We start from the raw sequence: 15416 nt of genomic DNA on the forward strand, positions 1-15416 counted from the left end.
GGCGCTACCGAGATCTCGTCAGGCAAACCGGCCAATGCGTCGCGCCAATAGGAAAGCTGCGCCTGTCCCCATTCGGAGTCGAGTGTATGCCGTTGCCACAGTGCATAATCCACGAATTGGATGGGCAGTGCGGCCCACTGCGGCACTATACCTGCCCGGCGAGCGCGATAGGCGACGATAAGGTCGTCAAACAGGATGCCGAGCGACACGTGATCGCTGACGATGTGGTGGACGATAACGAAAAGCACGTGCTGATCGCGGGCCAGCGCCAGCAGGGTGGCCTTGATTAGCGGCCCGGACTCCGGCGTAAGTACATGTCGACGCAGCTGCGCCAGCGCCTCGTCAAGGTGGTCGCGGGCAATGGTGCGGACCGGTAGCTCCACCTGCAGGCTCGGATGCACGATTTGATAGGGAGCACCTTCATGCTCAGCGAAGTTGGTGCGCAGCGCCTCATGCCGGGCCACGACGTCGTTGAGCGCCTGGGTGAGAGCGACAATGTCGAGCGGCCCGTCCAATCGAAGCGCAAACGGCAGGTTGAAGCCGTCCTGCGCGCCCTCCATTCGATATTGAAACCACGCGGCGAGCTGAGAGTAAGACAGTGGGAGGCGCTCCGGCCGCACCGACCTGGCGAGTTCGGGACGGGCAGACTGCACACCCGGCCTTGCATCGTCGACAGTGTCCTCGACATCAAGCGTGTCCAGGTCGATCTCGAATTCAGCGCGAAACTGCTCGACGAGCTGGGCGGCTAATCCGGCCGGGGTTGGGCTATCGAACACGGCGCGGACGCTGAGCTCGATGCCGAATTCGGCCCGAATCTGCGCGACCAGCCGAGCTGCCAGCAGCGAATGGCCGCCTAGCCCAAAGAACGAGTCCTCAGCGCCGATTCGCTCCCACCCGAACAGCCGGGCGAAGATGGAGCACATCCGGCGCTCGGTGGCGGTGGCCGGCTCACGGTAGCGGCGTAACCCGACAGCAGTGGGTGCGGGCAGTGCCCGCTTGTCCAATTTGCCGCTCGCGGTCAGCGGAATCTCCGGAATCACCGCAAAGGCGCTGGGCACCATGTATTCAGGCAGCACCGATGCGGCATGTGCACGTATCTCGCTCAAATCTGGTTCAGCCGCGAGCGTCTGGTGAGCTGCGGGCACCAAGTAGGCCGCGAGCATGGGGCCGGCCTCGGCATCTTCCGCGACGACCAGACAGTGCCGCACCGCCGGATGGGTCGCGATCACGGACTCAACCTCGCCGAGTTCGATACGGAAGCCGCGGATCTTGACTTGCTCGTCGGCTCGCCCGACGAATTCTAGCTCGCCACAGATGTTGCGGCGGACCAGATCTCCCGTTCGATACAGGCGCATCCCAGGGTTGAACGGGTCTGCGATGAAGCGCTGCGCGGTCAACCCGGGACGCCCCAAGTACCCGCGCGCCAATTGAACACCGCCCAGATACAGCTCACCGATTACCTCGGCGGGAACCGGCTGCATCTCCTCGTCAAGTACGTAGGCGTAGACGTTGCGGTTCGGCACGCCGATGGGCACCATGCGCGCACCGTGCGAGCCCTGGACCAGCAGGTGTGTCGAGCAGACGACGGCCTCGGTCGGGCCGTAGTGGTTGCGTAACTCTGCGTCGAAGTGGCTGGCGAATTTGTCGGCTACCTCACCGGGAAGGGCTTCTCCGCCCACCGGCACATGGCGCAGCGCCCGCCATTGTTCGACCTGCGGCAGCATCAGCAGGGTGCTGAGCATCGACGGCACCATATGCAACACGGTGACGCTCCGGCGACTAATCACCTCGGCGAGGTAACCGACGTCGTTAAAGGCGTTGAACGCCTCGGGCTTGGGCACAATCAGCTGGGCGCCCAGCGACAACGGGATGAAGATGTCGGCCAGTGAGGCATCGAAGCTCACCGACGACGACTGCAGCCAGCGGTCTTGCGCGGTCACGCTCCACTCTGCGATGAAGCCGTTCACGTGCTCGGCGATCGCGCGATGCGATACCGCCACGCCCTTGGGCTGGCCAGTGGAGCCGGACGTGTAGATGACGTACGCCAGGTTGTCGGGACGCAACGGATTTCGCCGGTCGGCGTCGCTGAGCGCGACGGCCGAGAGTCCCGCGGCGGCATTTTCGGCGGCCTTGAGTTCCTCCCGCCCGATCACCGTCCGGGGGCGTGCGTCGCAAAGGAGGTACTCGATGCGCTCGTCTGGATAGGCGGGGTCAATCGGCAGATAAGCCGCACCGGCTTTGAGTACGGCGAGCAGCGCAACCACGAACTCGATCGAGCTGGTCATCCGCAGACCGATGACGTCCTCGGCACCAAAGCCCTGCCCGATCAGCCAGCGCGCCAAGCGATTCGCGCGGCGATGCAGCTCGCCATAGGTGAGTTCGGCCTCGTCGGAAACCAGCGCGATGGCGTCGGGGGTGCCCGTCGTTTCCAACGCGGCCGCTTCGAGCACCGCGACCATCGTGGTAGCCGGCGTGGCGACAAGCTCGCCATGCGACTGCGCCAGGACGGCCTTCCACTCGCCGCTGCCGAGCATGTCCAGGCTAGTAAGGCGACGTTGCGGCTCATCCAACGCGTTGTCGAGCAGCTGTTCGTAGTGGGTGAGCATCTGATCGACCAGTGCAGAGCTCAAAACATCCGTCTGATACTCGAATTCGACCATCACCCGCTCCGGGTCGAGCACGACCGACAAGGTCAGCGGCAGGTGCGCTGTTACCGCGCCCAGGCCGAGCTGTTGCACAGTGACATCGTCCAACGCGAATCCGCTGGCGCACTTGCGCATACTGAAACCCAATCGGACCAACTGGTTCATACCATCGTGGCCCATGCGCTCGGGGTTGACCTCGCGTACCACTCGGTCGATGCCGACGGACTGATGAGCGAAGCCGTTGAGACAGGTTTCGCGTACCGCATCGACCAGCGCGGTGAACGTGTCGCCGGAGCGCGCAGCGATGCGCAACAACAGCGTGTTACCGAAATAGCCGATGGCGCCCTGGGCGGTTGCCCTACGCTCGGTGACCGGCACCGAGATCAGGAAATCGTCGGCGCCGGTATAGCGACGCACCAGCGCGCCGAAAGCCGCCAACAACACCATAAATGGTGAAGCGCTGCGCTTTTGGGCGAAGTCCGCTACCCGACCGAACAGGTAGGCGGGCAGCGCCCGAGTGCGGCGATCGGCCCGCCTGGACGGATGAATAGCGGCTGCCCCGGGAAGTTCCAGCGGCTGTGGTGACGGCCGCAAAGTATCCGCCCAGTAGCCGACGTCAGCAATGCCGGGTTCCACCCAAGACTGCTGCACCTCGACCGCGACGAACTGCGGTGCCGGGCCGCTCAGTGGACGTCCGTGATATGCAGCGCTGAGGTCGCGGAAGAAAACGGCCCAGCAGTCGTCATCCCAACAGATGTGATGCACGGCGAGAAGCAGCACGAATTCGTCTGTACCGGTGCGGATCAGGGTTGCGCGCAGCGGCAACTCGGTCGTGAGATCGAATGGCCGGCCGAAATCGTCTCGAGCTCGGGCCTGGACTTGCCGCTCACGTTCCGCAACGGGGAGATGAGTCAGGTCATCGGTGCGCCAACTGACCTCAACGTTGTCGGAAAAGACCTGGTAAGGCTCCCCCTCTGAGTCCACTCCGTAGAGGGTGCGCAAGATAGCGTGGCGCGCAACGACAGCACCGAACGCGGCGTGCAAGCGGGCCTCGCCCAGGCGACCCGTCAGTCGATAGGCCACACAGATGTTCAATGTGACGTCACCTGTGTCCATCGCCTGCAGAAACCACATCCGCCGCTGGCCGGCCGACAAACGGTAACGTTTTCCCGCGCGGAGGCGGGTGAGCGATTCTCGGGCTGCCGGCATACCGCTTTCCGCGATGCGCCTACGCAGCAGTTCCTGGCGCCGTTCCTGCAAGGTCTTGACGTCATCGGCCATGGCCGTTGCACCCCCGGAACCGGCGCGACACGTCACCCATCAAACGACCCCTTTGACTCGCCATCTGCGGTAGGCCTGACCTTGCGATGGATGCTCTTCGGCGAGCACCATCCAGCAGCCCGGGGCTTATGTTAGCCTTCGCTAAGTTGGATGGCTGTTGCGGCTGTCGCGGCGACGACATCGGACCCTTTGCCCGGCGTGCTCATGAGGGATCATGCGGGCCTTTCGGTCGGGAGGTGCCCGGGTGAACATTTTGGAGCCGCGGCAATGCCGCACAGCACTGGATCATGAAGCCTTTGCCGCGGAGTTCGCACTGCGCCGCCTGGACCCCGAGCAAGATCTCGAGCTGGTGCACCTCTGGATGAATGACCCAGAAGTGGCCCGCTTCTGGAGGAAGCCGTGGCCCCGGTCCCAGATCGCGTCCTATCTGCGCCGGCAGCATCACAGCACCCACCTGGTCCCTTATCTGGGCCTGCTGGACGGCGTTCCCATGAGCTACTGGGAGCTCTACCGCGCCGATCTTGACCCGCTCGCCCAGTACTACACCGCCGGTGCACACGATGCCGGTGTGCACCTGTTGCTGGGTCCACCCGAATACCGCGGTCGGCGGCTGGCCGTGGACCTGCTGCGCACGGTCGCTACCTGGCAGCTGGATGCGGATCCGCGCGCCGCCCGAGTGGTCGCCGAGCCCGACGTCAACAACGTCCGAGTGATCCGGGCGCTCGAGCGTGCCGGATTTCGGCGCATCACCGACATCGATCTGCCGGACAAGCGGGCCGCCCTCATGGCCCGCGACCGGGAGTGAGCACTGAGCCGAACCCCAGGGTCGAGGGCCGGCACGCCCCCGTCGGGCTCGAAGGTTATGTTAGCCTTCGCTAAGTCGCACGCTTTTGCGGCTGCCGCGACTGTGAGAGACACCAGGTAATCGAGAGGTATCGAGAGGTATCGAGAGGCGTAGTGCATGCCGCGCACACTGGGATGGATCAGGCAGTTCCATCAACCGGATTCGGCCACGAGCCTTCCGCTGCTGGTGTTCCCGCACGCCGGGGCCGGCGCCTCGGCCTATCGCGAATTCTCCAAAATTCTCAGCGCGCGATTCAGCGTCCTGGTTTTCCAGTACCCGGGACGCCAAGACCGGGCGGCTGAGACCTCCTTGCCGTCGCTGCCCGACATCGCCGCGGGAGCTTTCCGGGAATTCACCACATCGCAGCACAATCGCGGACATCCAATCGTCGCCTTTGGTCACAGCATGGGGGCGTTGGTCGCGTTCGAGTTCGTCCGGCTCGCCGAAAGCAGGGGAATCGATGTGCGGCACCTCATCGTGTCCGCAGCAGTCGCACCCTGCAACGTCGCCGCCAAACCAGCACATCCAAAAGACGACGAGGAGATCCTCAATCATCTGGCCGCGCTTGAGGGTACCGACTCGGATGTGTTCGCCAACCGTGAACTCATGAGGCTCGCGCTTCCCGTGATGAAGGCTGACTACAACGCCTTTGACGCGTACTCCTGCCCTGACGACATCAACGTAACGGCGCCGATACACGCGATGGGCGGGGACCAGGATCCGTATATCACGCTGGGTGATCTTTACGGCTGGGGTAAGCACACCGACACCGTCAACGTCACGATGTTCGACGGCGGGCACTTCTACCTGAACACACACATCGAGGCCGTGGCGGAGTTGTTGGCGTCCAGCGCGCAATGCGAGCAGACAACATGACCGACCCGATCGTCATCTCCGGGCTGGCTGTCGAGGCGCCTGGGGAAATCGACACCCCGGCGGCGCTGTGGTCAGCACTTGCCGAAGCCAGGGAGCTGATCGCACCCTTTCCACGTGATCGCGGCTGGCCGATCGACGATCTGTTGTCGGTATCGGAGCTCGACGGCTGGGGGCCAGTTTGCGATGCAGGCGGCTTCCTTTCCAGTGCAACAGCATTCGATCCGACGTTCTTCGGCATCACCCACCGCGAAGCTATCGTCATGCACCCTCAGCAGCGGGTGGCGATGCGGGTTGCGTGGAAGGCGTTGGAAAATACTGGGATAAACCCCGGCACGCTCGACGGCGCCGACGCGGGTTGTTTTGTCGGCATGTCACCGATGGAGTACGGTCCACGCGCGGCCGTGGCCGATGCCTACAGCGGGCACCGGATCGCCGCGTTGGGACAACTGGGGGCCGCGGGTCGGATCTCGCACTGCCTTGGGCTGACCGGTCCCTCAATCAGCCTCGATACGGCTTGTGCTTCGTCTTTGACCGCGCTGCACCTGGCCGCCGCGGCGGTTCGAGACGGCGAGTGCGAATGGGCGCTTGCCGGTGCCGTGTGCGTGATGGGTTCGCCCGGAGCATTTTACGAGTTCGCCAGGCTCAATGCGCTTGCCGATGACGGACATTGCCGGGCCTATTCTGACAACGCCAGCGGCACCGTATGGGGCGAAGGTGCGGGAATGGTTGTCGTCGAGCGGGAATCACGGGCACGTCAACTCGGGCACTCGGTCTACGGACGGATCCTGGGCATCCGCACCAACCACAACGGCAAGGGCAAGCCGATCCTCGTTCCTCGAGTGCGCGCGCAAGAGCAAGTCATCCGCAAGACGCTCGACGCGGCGGGAATCGATCCGGCCGATGTGGGAATGATCGAGGGACACGGCACGGCGACCCCTGCAGGCGACCCGGTGGAGTTGATCGCGCTGTTCAAAACCTACGGCGCGGCGGGATCCGAGGCGCTGCTGGGCTCGATAAAGTCGAACGCCGGACACGCGCAAGCGGCATCCGGGATCCTTGGACTGATCAAGCTGCTGCTGGCCGGCCAGCACGGTCATATTCCGCCAACGCTATTCTCGGACAACCCGACCAAGATGGTGGACTGGGATCTCACCGGGCTGCGCCTGGCCACCAAGCTGCACGGGTGGGAGCCCAAGGACGGCTTCCGCTACGGTGCCGTGTCGTCGTTCGGCGCTGGAGGCGCCAATGCCCATGCAATCATTGCCATGCCCGCCAGGGAGCACAGTGATTGCTAGTTACCGGCTACCCAACGGCACCATGCCCGTCCTGCTGTCGGCGGATACGCCCAACCTACTCCACGGCGAGGCCGCGGCCCTGCTTTGTTATCTTGCAACCCATCCCGGGGTAGCGCCCGATCGGATCGCCGCAATGCTGTTTCGGACCAGGATCGCGCGCCGACACCGAGCCTTGGCCATGGTGACCGACCGCGACGAGTTGGTCGGCGCCCTGCAGGCGATTATTGACAATCGCGAACACCACTCGTTGGTGCGCGCCACAACACCTGCCACCGGCCGCCGGCTGGCTTATGTCTTCCCCGGACAGGGCGGGCAACGACCCGGAATGGCGCGGCTCTTCTATGAAGCGATTCCCGCATTCCGCGCCGAGGTGGATCGCTGCGCCGAGACCTTCCAGGCACAGTTCGGCGAATCACCGCTGGATTACCTTCTCACCGAGCATTTTCCGGCCGAAGACAGCGCGAGAACTGTTCAACCCGCGTTGTTCACCAACATGGCCGGGCTGGCCGCGGCCTGGCGATCATTCGGCATTGCGCCCAGCATCACTGTTGGGCACAGCCAAGGAGAGATCGCCGCGGCTTACGTATCGGGCGCGGTCACGTTGCCAGACGCCGTCCGCGTCGTTGGGATCCGGGCACGCGCAGTCGACGAGTTCGCTTCCGGTGCGTACGCCATGGCAGTCGTCGCCGCCGGCCGCGACACCTGCGAAGACTTACTGGCCCGTCGCTCTGGCTGGGCGCAGCTCTCGGTAGTCAATTCGCCTAGCATGGTGGGTATTTCGGGCGAGCGTGAAACGGTGCAGGGCATCGTGGACACCTTGACCGAGCAGGGTACTTTCGCGCGCGTCATTGCGGTCCGATATCCCGCGCACACCAGCGCGATCAATGAGCTCGCCACCCTGGTACGTGCGCCGATGCAACACCAACTGCAAAATTCCACTTTCCTCGACACCGACATCGACTGTCTTGGCGCCACTCTCGGCGGTGCCCTCACGCCGGAACTGCCGGTCGACGAATATTGGTTCTGGAACCTACGCAACACTGTTCGATTCGATAAGGCGGTCGCGGCGGCGGTGCAGCGCGGCGTCGACACGTTTGTCGAGCTGGCTGAACATCCCACGCTGGCGTTGGCGATTCAGGAGAATCTTGCCGGATTGGCTGACTTAGGTCCGACCATGGTGGTCGGCACGTCGGAGCGAACGGCCACCGATCTCAACGCGTTCACAATCAATCTCGCCCAGCTGGCGGTTCATGACCAGGACTACTCGTGGGAGAGCCTGCGCATCGAGTCCGACGGTCCGGCACCGCTGCCGTTGCTCGATTTCCCCAACACCCGGATGAGCGAGACCCAGCTGTGGTTGCCCTACGACGAGGTCTTGCCGCGGCGTGGCCGCCAGACGTCGGCAGTCGCAGCGGTTGCCCCCGTAGCGGAGTCGGCCCCCGACCCGATCGCAGAAACCACACCGGCACGCCTGATGGTCGAGAAATGGATTCGGCTGTCGCAGCACTCACTCGTAGCCCCGCGTGCCATCGGAATCGTCGATCACACCGGAGCCTGCGCGGAGCTGGTCGACGCCGTCTGCGCGGAGGCCGTAGAGATGGGCGCGAAGACCCGCCTGATCGACGCCGAAAGCGACAGCGCCAGCAGCGATTTCAATACCATGGCGATACTGGTTCCGCAGTCACCGAAACTGGACCACGCCGCCGCCGCAGCCGAGGTCGCGGCCTTCTTTTCCGACCGCAGGTGGTGGCCCGGAGTAGCTGACTCGGCGACCGACTACTGGCTGGTGACGGTGGGCGGTGAAGCGGTGCTCGCTGACGATGTGGCGCCCGATCCGGTGCATGCGGCAGTGAGCGCCGGGTTCCGCAGCATCGGCGCCGAGTATCCTGGCCTGCGTTTCCGCCACGTGGACCTGCCGGGCGAAGCTACGACGTCCGATGCCGCACGTGCAGTCCTCTTGGCGCTGCACACCGCCGAAGAGCCCGAGCTGGCCTTCCGCAGAGGCGGCCTTTACGCCAAACGGATCGCCGCGTCCGAAAGACCGGTAGCCGACCCAGCTGGCGCCGCCCCGGAACACGTGCTCATTATCGGGGGCACCGGACACCTGGGGCTCGAATTCTGCGAGCACTTCGCGCGCCGCGGCGCGCGGCGAATCACGCTGGTGAGTAGATCGGGCGAAACCGCTGCCGTCGCAGAACGGGTACAACAGATCCGGTCGGCCACAGCGACACTGATCCGGGTCGCCCAGTGTGACGTAAGCATCCAAGCTGACGTATCGCGGCTTTCGGCGGAGCATCAGGAGGTACCAGCGGACTTGATCATCCATGCCGCCGTTGACTATTCGTCTATCGGGTTCAACGACATCACCGCAGCGAAGGTCGACCAAGCGTTGCGCGCCAAGGTTGTCGGTATCGGCCGGGTATTGGAGACGTTCCCCAGAACCGACAACTGTCGGGTAGTACTGTGCTCCTCGGCCAGGGCCACCATCGGCGGGCGAGGGCAAGTCGTCTACGCAGCGGCCAATCGGATGCTCGACGCCATGGCGCACCAGCTCCGGTCCGAGGGCCTGGACTGCGTTTCGCTGCAGTGGGGGCAGTGGACGGTCCATTTTGATCTCGATGCCGCCAGCATGGTTCAGCTGGCTGCCATCGGGGTTGTCCCCATGGCTCCCGCAGATGCAATCGCTCTCGGAATGAATTGGATTGGCGGAAATGCCATTATCGCCGCATTCGATTTCGACCGCGCCCGCCCGGCTCTGGAAGCTTTCGGCTACGGCCCGTTGATAGCACAGCTGACCGCGCCTGTCGTCGCGGCCTCTATCCTGGAGACCCCCGCTGCCGTGGCAACGACGGGCCTGCCGCAACGGTTGCTGAAAGTGTGGGCCGACGCCATCGGGGTCGACCGCGCCGAGACTGTCGACACCACCATCCCCATGGTCGCGATCGGGCTAGATTCATTGCAAGCATTGGAGTTTCGGCGCCAGGTCAAAGCCGAGTTCAATCACGAGTTGGACGTCGCGCAACTCCTCGGCGGGGCATCCCTGGCAGACGTTCTACAGCAGTTGGGCGCCTAGTCGGAGGCCATCGCCGCCCGAAGGCTCTTGGGGCGAATATCGGTCCAGTTCTGCTCGACGTACGAGAGGCAATTCGCGCGAGTATCCTCGCCGAACACGACGCGCCAGCCCGCCGGCACGCCGACGAAGGTTGGCCACAGGCTGTGTTGTTCTTCCTGGTTGACCAGGACATAGAAGGTGCCGTTATCGTCATCGAACGGATTGGTAGTCAACGCTTCTCCCCGTCGGTTGAGCTAGGACAGCCATCTCGGCGCCGAGCACCCGGTCAGAAAGTAACCCCAGACAGCTCAAATTGGGAAATCCTGGACCCTGGTTGACGCCAGCCAGATTGGGCAGAAAAAGTCTCGGGCTGACCCCGGCGACGGCCAAGTCATGACCTATGGATTCCTCCAGCCGCTCCCCATTCAAAGGCCCGCCCAACCCCAGCTGCAGCAGGTCCAGGGCAGCCGGGCTCAAGACCGGGACGAACCACAGCGGATCGGCGCCAGATCCGTCGATGACGAGGTCAAAGCGATGCAAGGTCTGCAGGGGTTCACCGCAATTGTCGGTGCAGAGCATGATCCAGATTCGGCCGTCACGCTCGACTACGCGCGTAACACGCCCACGCAGATGCTTGATCCTCTCATCGGCCAGCAACGATTCCTGGACGCGCGCCGAGAAGACCCCGCGGTCCGTGCGCGCAATACAATCGCGACGTTCGGCTTGGGTGAGGCTGTGCCAGCCCGTTGGGTCGGAAAACAGCGAGTTCTCGAAGAACCCCTCGCCCCGGGTGAAAAGTGTTGCTTGCGGCGAGATCGAGGTGATCGCCGAAACCCGATGATGAAACAGCTCGTTGAGAATCGATGCTGCGGTCTCTCCACCACCGATGACCGCGACATTCTCGGCAACAATGCGGTCGTGGCGCGCAGCGCGCTGCCAAAACTGCGCGATCGACAGCACTCGCGGATCACCGGAAAGCATCGACCGCTCAGGCTGACCCGGACCGGTGATCATGACCGAATCCGCAGACACGCTCGATTCGCGCGTGTGTACTACCCACCGGGTTGCGTCGACGGAGAGCCCAACCACTTCGCCGCGAACGACTTTCAACCCCACCACGTCAGCCACCCAGCACAAATACCCAGCCCAGGTATCGTGCGTGGGCGCAGGCCTGCCGCGGTCGATCCAACCCACGAATTGCTCTGTTGCAACAAGATACGACTGCCAGCTAACCCGCATCAGCTGCTCGTCGAGTTCAGCGTTGCGCCCCGGCACCAGCGCCGACCGGTAGGGGAAGCCGACATCCTTCTCCGGGCTGGTGCCCAACCGCTGCCTACCATCGGTCCAGCCGCCGCCCGCCCGCCAATTTGCCGCCACATAGCCGCGTTCGACGGCAACGACGTCGGGCGCTCCGACACCCATTTCCCGCAGGACCGCCGCCTTGGCGGCCACCGCTACGGCTTTTGCGCCAGCCCCGACCACCGCCAGCGTGCTGCTCACGAGGCGGCCACCCGGCACCGATCGCGGATGCACGTTAAGCAAGAGGGGTGGCGTTTGCCGTGAGCCAGCAAGCCGGCGAACGATGTGTCGCCCACAACCCCACCTCCTTGCTTAGCCCAGCCTTCCCTAACTTCGTGTACGCTACCCTACGTCCGCGGCGTTAGACACGCTCGCCCCAAGGAAGTCACTCAGTGTCTATTTCTCCTGCCCCGCTACCGCGGTCAGCGTCGTCGGACGGCTTTGTTCCCTTTCCACCGCAACGGGCAGCCACATACCGTGCGGCCGGCTACTGGACTGGCCGCTGCATTGACTTGCTGTTACGAGAGGCCGCGTCGACATGCCCCGACCGGGTGGCGGTGGCGGACGCCGCCACCAGCCACACCTACGCGGAACTGGACAAACTCGCTGACCGAGCCGCAGCATCCTTCGCCGCACTCGGGATGGCGCCCGGAGAGCGAGTGCTGCTGCAGCTGCCCAATACGTGCCGATTCGCCGTCGCGCTGTTTGGCCTGTTGCGCGCCGGAATCATCCCCGTGCTGTGCCTGCCCGGACACCGATCGGCCGAACTTGGGCACTTCGCAGCGGTCAGCGGAGCGGTCGGCTTGATCGTCGCCGAATCGGCGGACAGTTTCGACTACCGCCTGATGGCCCGGCAACTGGCCGCGGCGCACCCGCAATTGCGCCACGTGGTGCTAGCCGGAGGCGCCGCAGATACCGGCCCATTCGTCTCGTGGTCGGAGCTACCCGCTGGCGATCCGCCGAAGGTTCTGGTCGACACCAAATCCCCGGCGTTATTGCTCGTGTCCGGCGGCACCACCGGCACCCCGAAGCTGATCCCACGCACCCACGATGACTATGTCTACAACGCCACCGCGAGCGCGCAGCTGTGCCGGATGACGCGTGATGATGTCTATCTCGTGTCGCTTCCGGCCGCGCACAACTTTCCGCTCGCCTGCCCCGGCATCCTCGGCGCGGTGGCGGTCGGCGCCACCGTCGTGTTCAGCACCGACCCCAGCCCGGAAGCCGCATTCGCCATGATCGATCGGCACGGTGTCACTGTCACCGCCTTGGTACCGGCCCTGGCCAAGCTATGGGCCCAGGCCTGTGACTGGGAACCGATAACACCAAAAACGCTGCGACTCTTGCAAGTTGGCGGGTCGAAGCTGGAGCCAGAAGAGGCGCGGCGGATAAGAACAGCGCTGACCCCGGGCCTGCAACAGGTGTACGGAATGGCCGAAGGATTGTTGAACTTCACCCGTCTCGACGACCCCCCGGAGGTGGTGGAGTTCACCCAGGGGCGGCCACTGTCGGACGCCGACGAACTGCGTATTGTCGACGCCGAGGGAGAGCCAGTGGCACCCGGCGGCGAAGGCGAATTACTAGTGCGCGGGCCTTACACCATCAACGGATATATCTGCGCCGAACTCGATAACGTGCGCTGCTTTGACGCTGATGGCTTCTACCGCAGCGGCGACCTGGTCCGCCGCCGCGACGATGGCTACCTGGTGGTGACCGGTCGGGTCAAAGATGTCATCTGCCGGTGCGGCGAAACCATTGCGGCCCCCGACCTCGAAGAGCAGTGGTTGAGCCACCCGGCTATCTGCGCGGCCGCGGCGGTCCCGCTGCCCGACCTTGATTTAGGTGAAAAGATTTGCGCTGCAATCGTTTTCGCCAGCCAACCGCTGACTCTGGCGGAGCTGAACCGCTATTTGGACGAACGCGGGGTGGCCACGCACGCCCGCCCCGACCTGTTGATCGCGATGACGTCGCTGCCCACCACGCCCGTCGGCAAGGTCGACAAGAAGGCCATTGCACGCCAGGTCGCCGGCGCAGAAATACCCGAGCAACCCTGATCACGAAATTGGGTGACCATCAACTGGCGAGCACAGGTGGTGACCCGCCGGTGGCGAGCTAATGGCCGGGTGCGAGTTTATGCGGTATCGGCGAAGGGTTGGAGAGTGACGCGGTAGCCGAGAGCTTACGGCTGTTCGATGGCGTGGGCTTTGGTCTTTGCTGCCGACCCGACCACGTCAGCCTGATCTTTAATCACCGAATCATGGGCGGGCGCAAGCGCAATACACCGGGCCGGTTCCGTACCCCGGGTGATCACCGACGCATAACCATCTGCTCCGCGCCGGTCTCGCCCAGGCCACCGACCCCGACCCGCCACCAAAAACCAAGCCGCACAACGCCGCTCACGTCTACCAAGCCGCCATCGACGAACTCACCCCAGCAGGTCCGACTCGCCGCCTGACCACTCGCGACCCAAGCCACCTACTTAACTCAAGATTCACGGCTGGGCCGCCTAAGCCGCCCAAGCACCTGTTCACAAACCCAGGTGACTCAAGTGATAGATGATAACTAGGTGATATGGATTGTCGCGCTGTGGCATAAGATGGTGCCCGCGGTACCAGATGGACACCACATCCCTTGCTGCTGCCGGCTGCTGGTCGTGGTCGTTACCGGGCGATGCAAGACCGCGACGCCGCGTTTCGGTTGCTGGGCGCGGCGCGGGAGCGCTTCTCCACAATCTCGCTGGTGTGGGCCGACGGCGGCTACACCCGGACGCCCGGTCGATTGGGCGAAATCCGTTCTGGCACTTACCGTCCAAATCGTCAGGCGCAATGACGACAGGGCTGGCTTCACGCGCTGCCGCGCCGCTGGGTGGTCGAGCGCACCTTCGGCTGGATACTGCGCTCGCCGCCTGGTCCGCGACTCCGAACGCCGCCCCGACAACCACGAAGCCATGGTGCTACGGGCCACCGTCACAATCATGACCCGCAACCTCCAACAAGCAACATCAGGCGCGCCACCCCATCCCAGATGGGGACATCCCCGTACCGGCACGCCAACGGCCAACAAGCAGCATAGCCATTTGTGAACAGGCTCTTAAAAAGCACCAAAACGAAGACCCGCACGATTTACGCCGTGCGTCACGTCGCTCGACTTGACAAATAGCTTGTGTAAAAATATTTGACAAATGTTACTTGTAATTTCCCGCGCTTCGCCGCGTCAAAGATCAAAATCACTAAATTCCACGAAGTGGATTACCGCCGATATGTTGCGGCGTGATAATCGACCACTATCATTAGCCCGGACGTTTCGTAGGGTTGGGAGCTGCAGATGTCGTATATATCAATAACACCAGAACTGGTAGCGGCTGCCGCCGCCGATCTGGGCAGCCTTGGAGCACGTGTTTCGTTAGCCAATTCGGCTGTGGCAACTGCGACAACGAACCTGCTTCCCGCTGCCGCCGACGAGGTATCGGCTCAGATCGCAGCATTGTTCGACTGGCACGGTCTCGAATACCAGTCAGCCAGCTCGCAGATAGCGGTGTTCCACGAACAGTTCGTGCAGGCCCTCCGGTCCGCCGTGGGGTCGTATGTATGGACCGAGACAACCAATGCCGAGCAAAATCTGCTCAATGTTATTAACGCACCTTCCTTGACGTTACTTGGCCGTCCGCTGATCGGTAATGGCGTCGACGCAACGACTCCCGGCGGGGCCGGTGGGGCCGGCGGGTTGTTGTACGGAAACGGCGGCAGCGGAGCACAAGGTGCGGTTGGTCAGGCCGGCGGATCGGGCGGATCGGCAGGTCTGTGGGGCAACGGCGGGACCGGTGGCAGCGGCGGGACCGGCGCTTCCGGCGGGCCGGGCGGCAACGCCGGGTGGATTTTCGGTATCGGTGGCACCGGCGGGGCCGGTGGTGTCGGCGGCGGCGGGGGTAATAGCGGAGCCGTCGGGCCGGCCAATGCCAGCTATATCAATGGTTTGGCGGGGGCCAGCGGTGGTGTCGGCGGTGCCGGTGGTGAGGGTGGTGCTGGTGGTAGCGGCGCGACCGCAGGAGGTGTTGGCGGTGTTGGCGGTGCCGGCGGGACCGGGGGTCGGGGCGCCGACGGTGGTTCGGCGTTCCTCGGCGGGAT

The 15416-nt window shown here is 64.0% G+C and carries 9 protein-coding genes; 6 read left to right on the plus strand and 3 right to left on the minus strand.

What is annotated here, in order from left to right:
- On the minus strand, positions 1 to 3926 hold a 3926-nt coding region (locus F0Q45_RS18515; protein WP_149655327.1), incomplete at its 3' end, for a non-ribosomal peptide synthetase.
- Between the two features lie 244 nt (positions 3927 to 4170).
- Between F0Q45_RS18515 and F0Q45_RS18520 the strand changes: the two genes are divergently transcribed.
- From F0Q45_RS18520 to nbtC, 4 genes are all read left to right on the plus strand, one after another.
- Positions 4171 to 4731, plus strand: coding sequence for a GNAT family N-acetyltransferase (locus F0Q45_RS18520; RefSeq protein ID WP_149655328.1), 561 nt, complete (start codon positions 4171 to 4173; stop codon positions 4729 to 4731).
- Positions 4732 to 4887: 156 nt separating this feature from the next.
- A complete protein-coding gene (locus F0Q45_RS18525; protein ID WP_149655329.1) occupies positions 4888 to 5646 on the plus strand; it encodes a thioesterase II family protein in 759 nt (252 codons plus the stop codon).
- The gene (locus F0Q45_RS18530; RefSeq protein ID WP_188113011.1) at positions 5643 to 6941 is read left to right on the plus strand and encodes a beta-ketoacyl [acyl carrier protein] synthase domain-containing protein; all 1299 of its coding nucleotides are present in this window, start codon (positions 5643 to 5645) and stop codon (positions 6939 to 6941) included. The genes F0Q45_RS18525 and F0Q45_RS18530 overlap by 4 nt, the downstream gene beginning before the upstream one ends.
- Positions 6931 to 10014 carry a nocobactin polyketide synthase NbtC gene (nbtC, locus tag F0Q45_RS18535; RefSeq protein WP_262491055.1) on the plus strand — a complete coding sequence of 1028 codons (3084 nt, stop codon included), beginning with the start codon at positions 6931 to 6933 and terminating at the stop codon, positions 10012 to 10014. Before F0Q45_RS18530 ends, nbtC begins: the two co-directional genes overlap by 11 nt.
- On the opposite strand, the gene F0Q45_RS18540 is transcribed toward nbtC, so the two are convergent.
- Both F0Q45_RS18540 and mbtG read right to left on the minus strand, forming a co-directional pair.
- On the minus strand, positions 10011 to 10226 hold the full coding sequence (locus F0Q45_RS18540) for an MbtH family protein (protein WP_149655331.1): 216 nt from the start codon (positions 10224 to 10226) through the stop codon (positions 10011 to 10013). The genes nbtC and F0Q45_RS18540 overlap by 4 nt on opposite strands.
- Positions 10204 to 11493, minus strand: a complete 1290-nt coding sequence (gene mbtG, locus F0Q45_RS18545; RefSeq protein WP_149655332.1) for an NADPH-dependent L-lysine N(6)-monooxygenase MbtG — start codon at positions 11491 to 11493, stop codon at positions 10204 to 10206. The genes F0Q45_RS18540 and mbtG overlap by 23 nt, the downstream gene beginning before the upstream one ends.
- Positions 11494 to 11684: 191 nt before the next feature.
- Between mbtG and F0Q45_RS18550 the strand changes: the two genes are divergently transcribed.
- Together F0Q45_RS18550 and F0Q45_RS18565 are read left to right on the plus strand one after the other, a co-directional pair.
- On the plus strand, positions 11685 to 13346 hold the full coding sequence (locus tag F0Q45_RS18550; RefSeq protein ID WP_149655333.1) for a (2,3-dihydroxybenzoyl)adenylate synthase: 1662 nt from the start codon (positions 11685 to 11687) through the stop codon (positions 13344 to 13346).
- Positions 13347 to 14616: 1270 nt separating this feature from the next.
- The coding region (locus tag F0Q45_RS18565; RefSeq protein WP_149655335.1) for a PE family protein at positions 14617 to 15416 on the plus strand (800 nt) is incomplete at its 3' end.

This window comes from Mycobacterium simiae (assembly GCF_008370645.1).
GTDB classification, from domain to species: domain Bacteria; phylum Actinomycetota; class Actinomycetes; order Mycobacteriales; family Mycobacteriaceae; genus Mycobacterium; species Mycobacterium simiae_A.

Excerpts from the sequence above, each read along its gene's own strand:
- F0Q45_RS18530 (WP_188113011.1), top strand. The coding sequence starts at position 5,643 with ATGACCGACCCGATCGTCATCTCCGGGCTGGCTGTCGAGGCGCCTGGG.
- F0Q45_RS18525 (WP_149655329.1), top strand. The coding sequence starts at position 4,888 with ATGCCGCGCACACTGGGATGGATCAGGCAGTTCCATCAACCGGATTCG.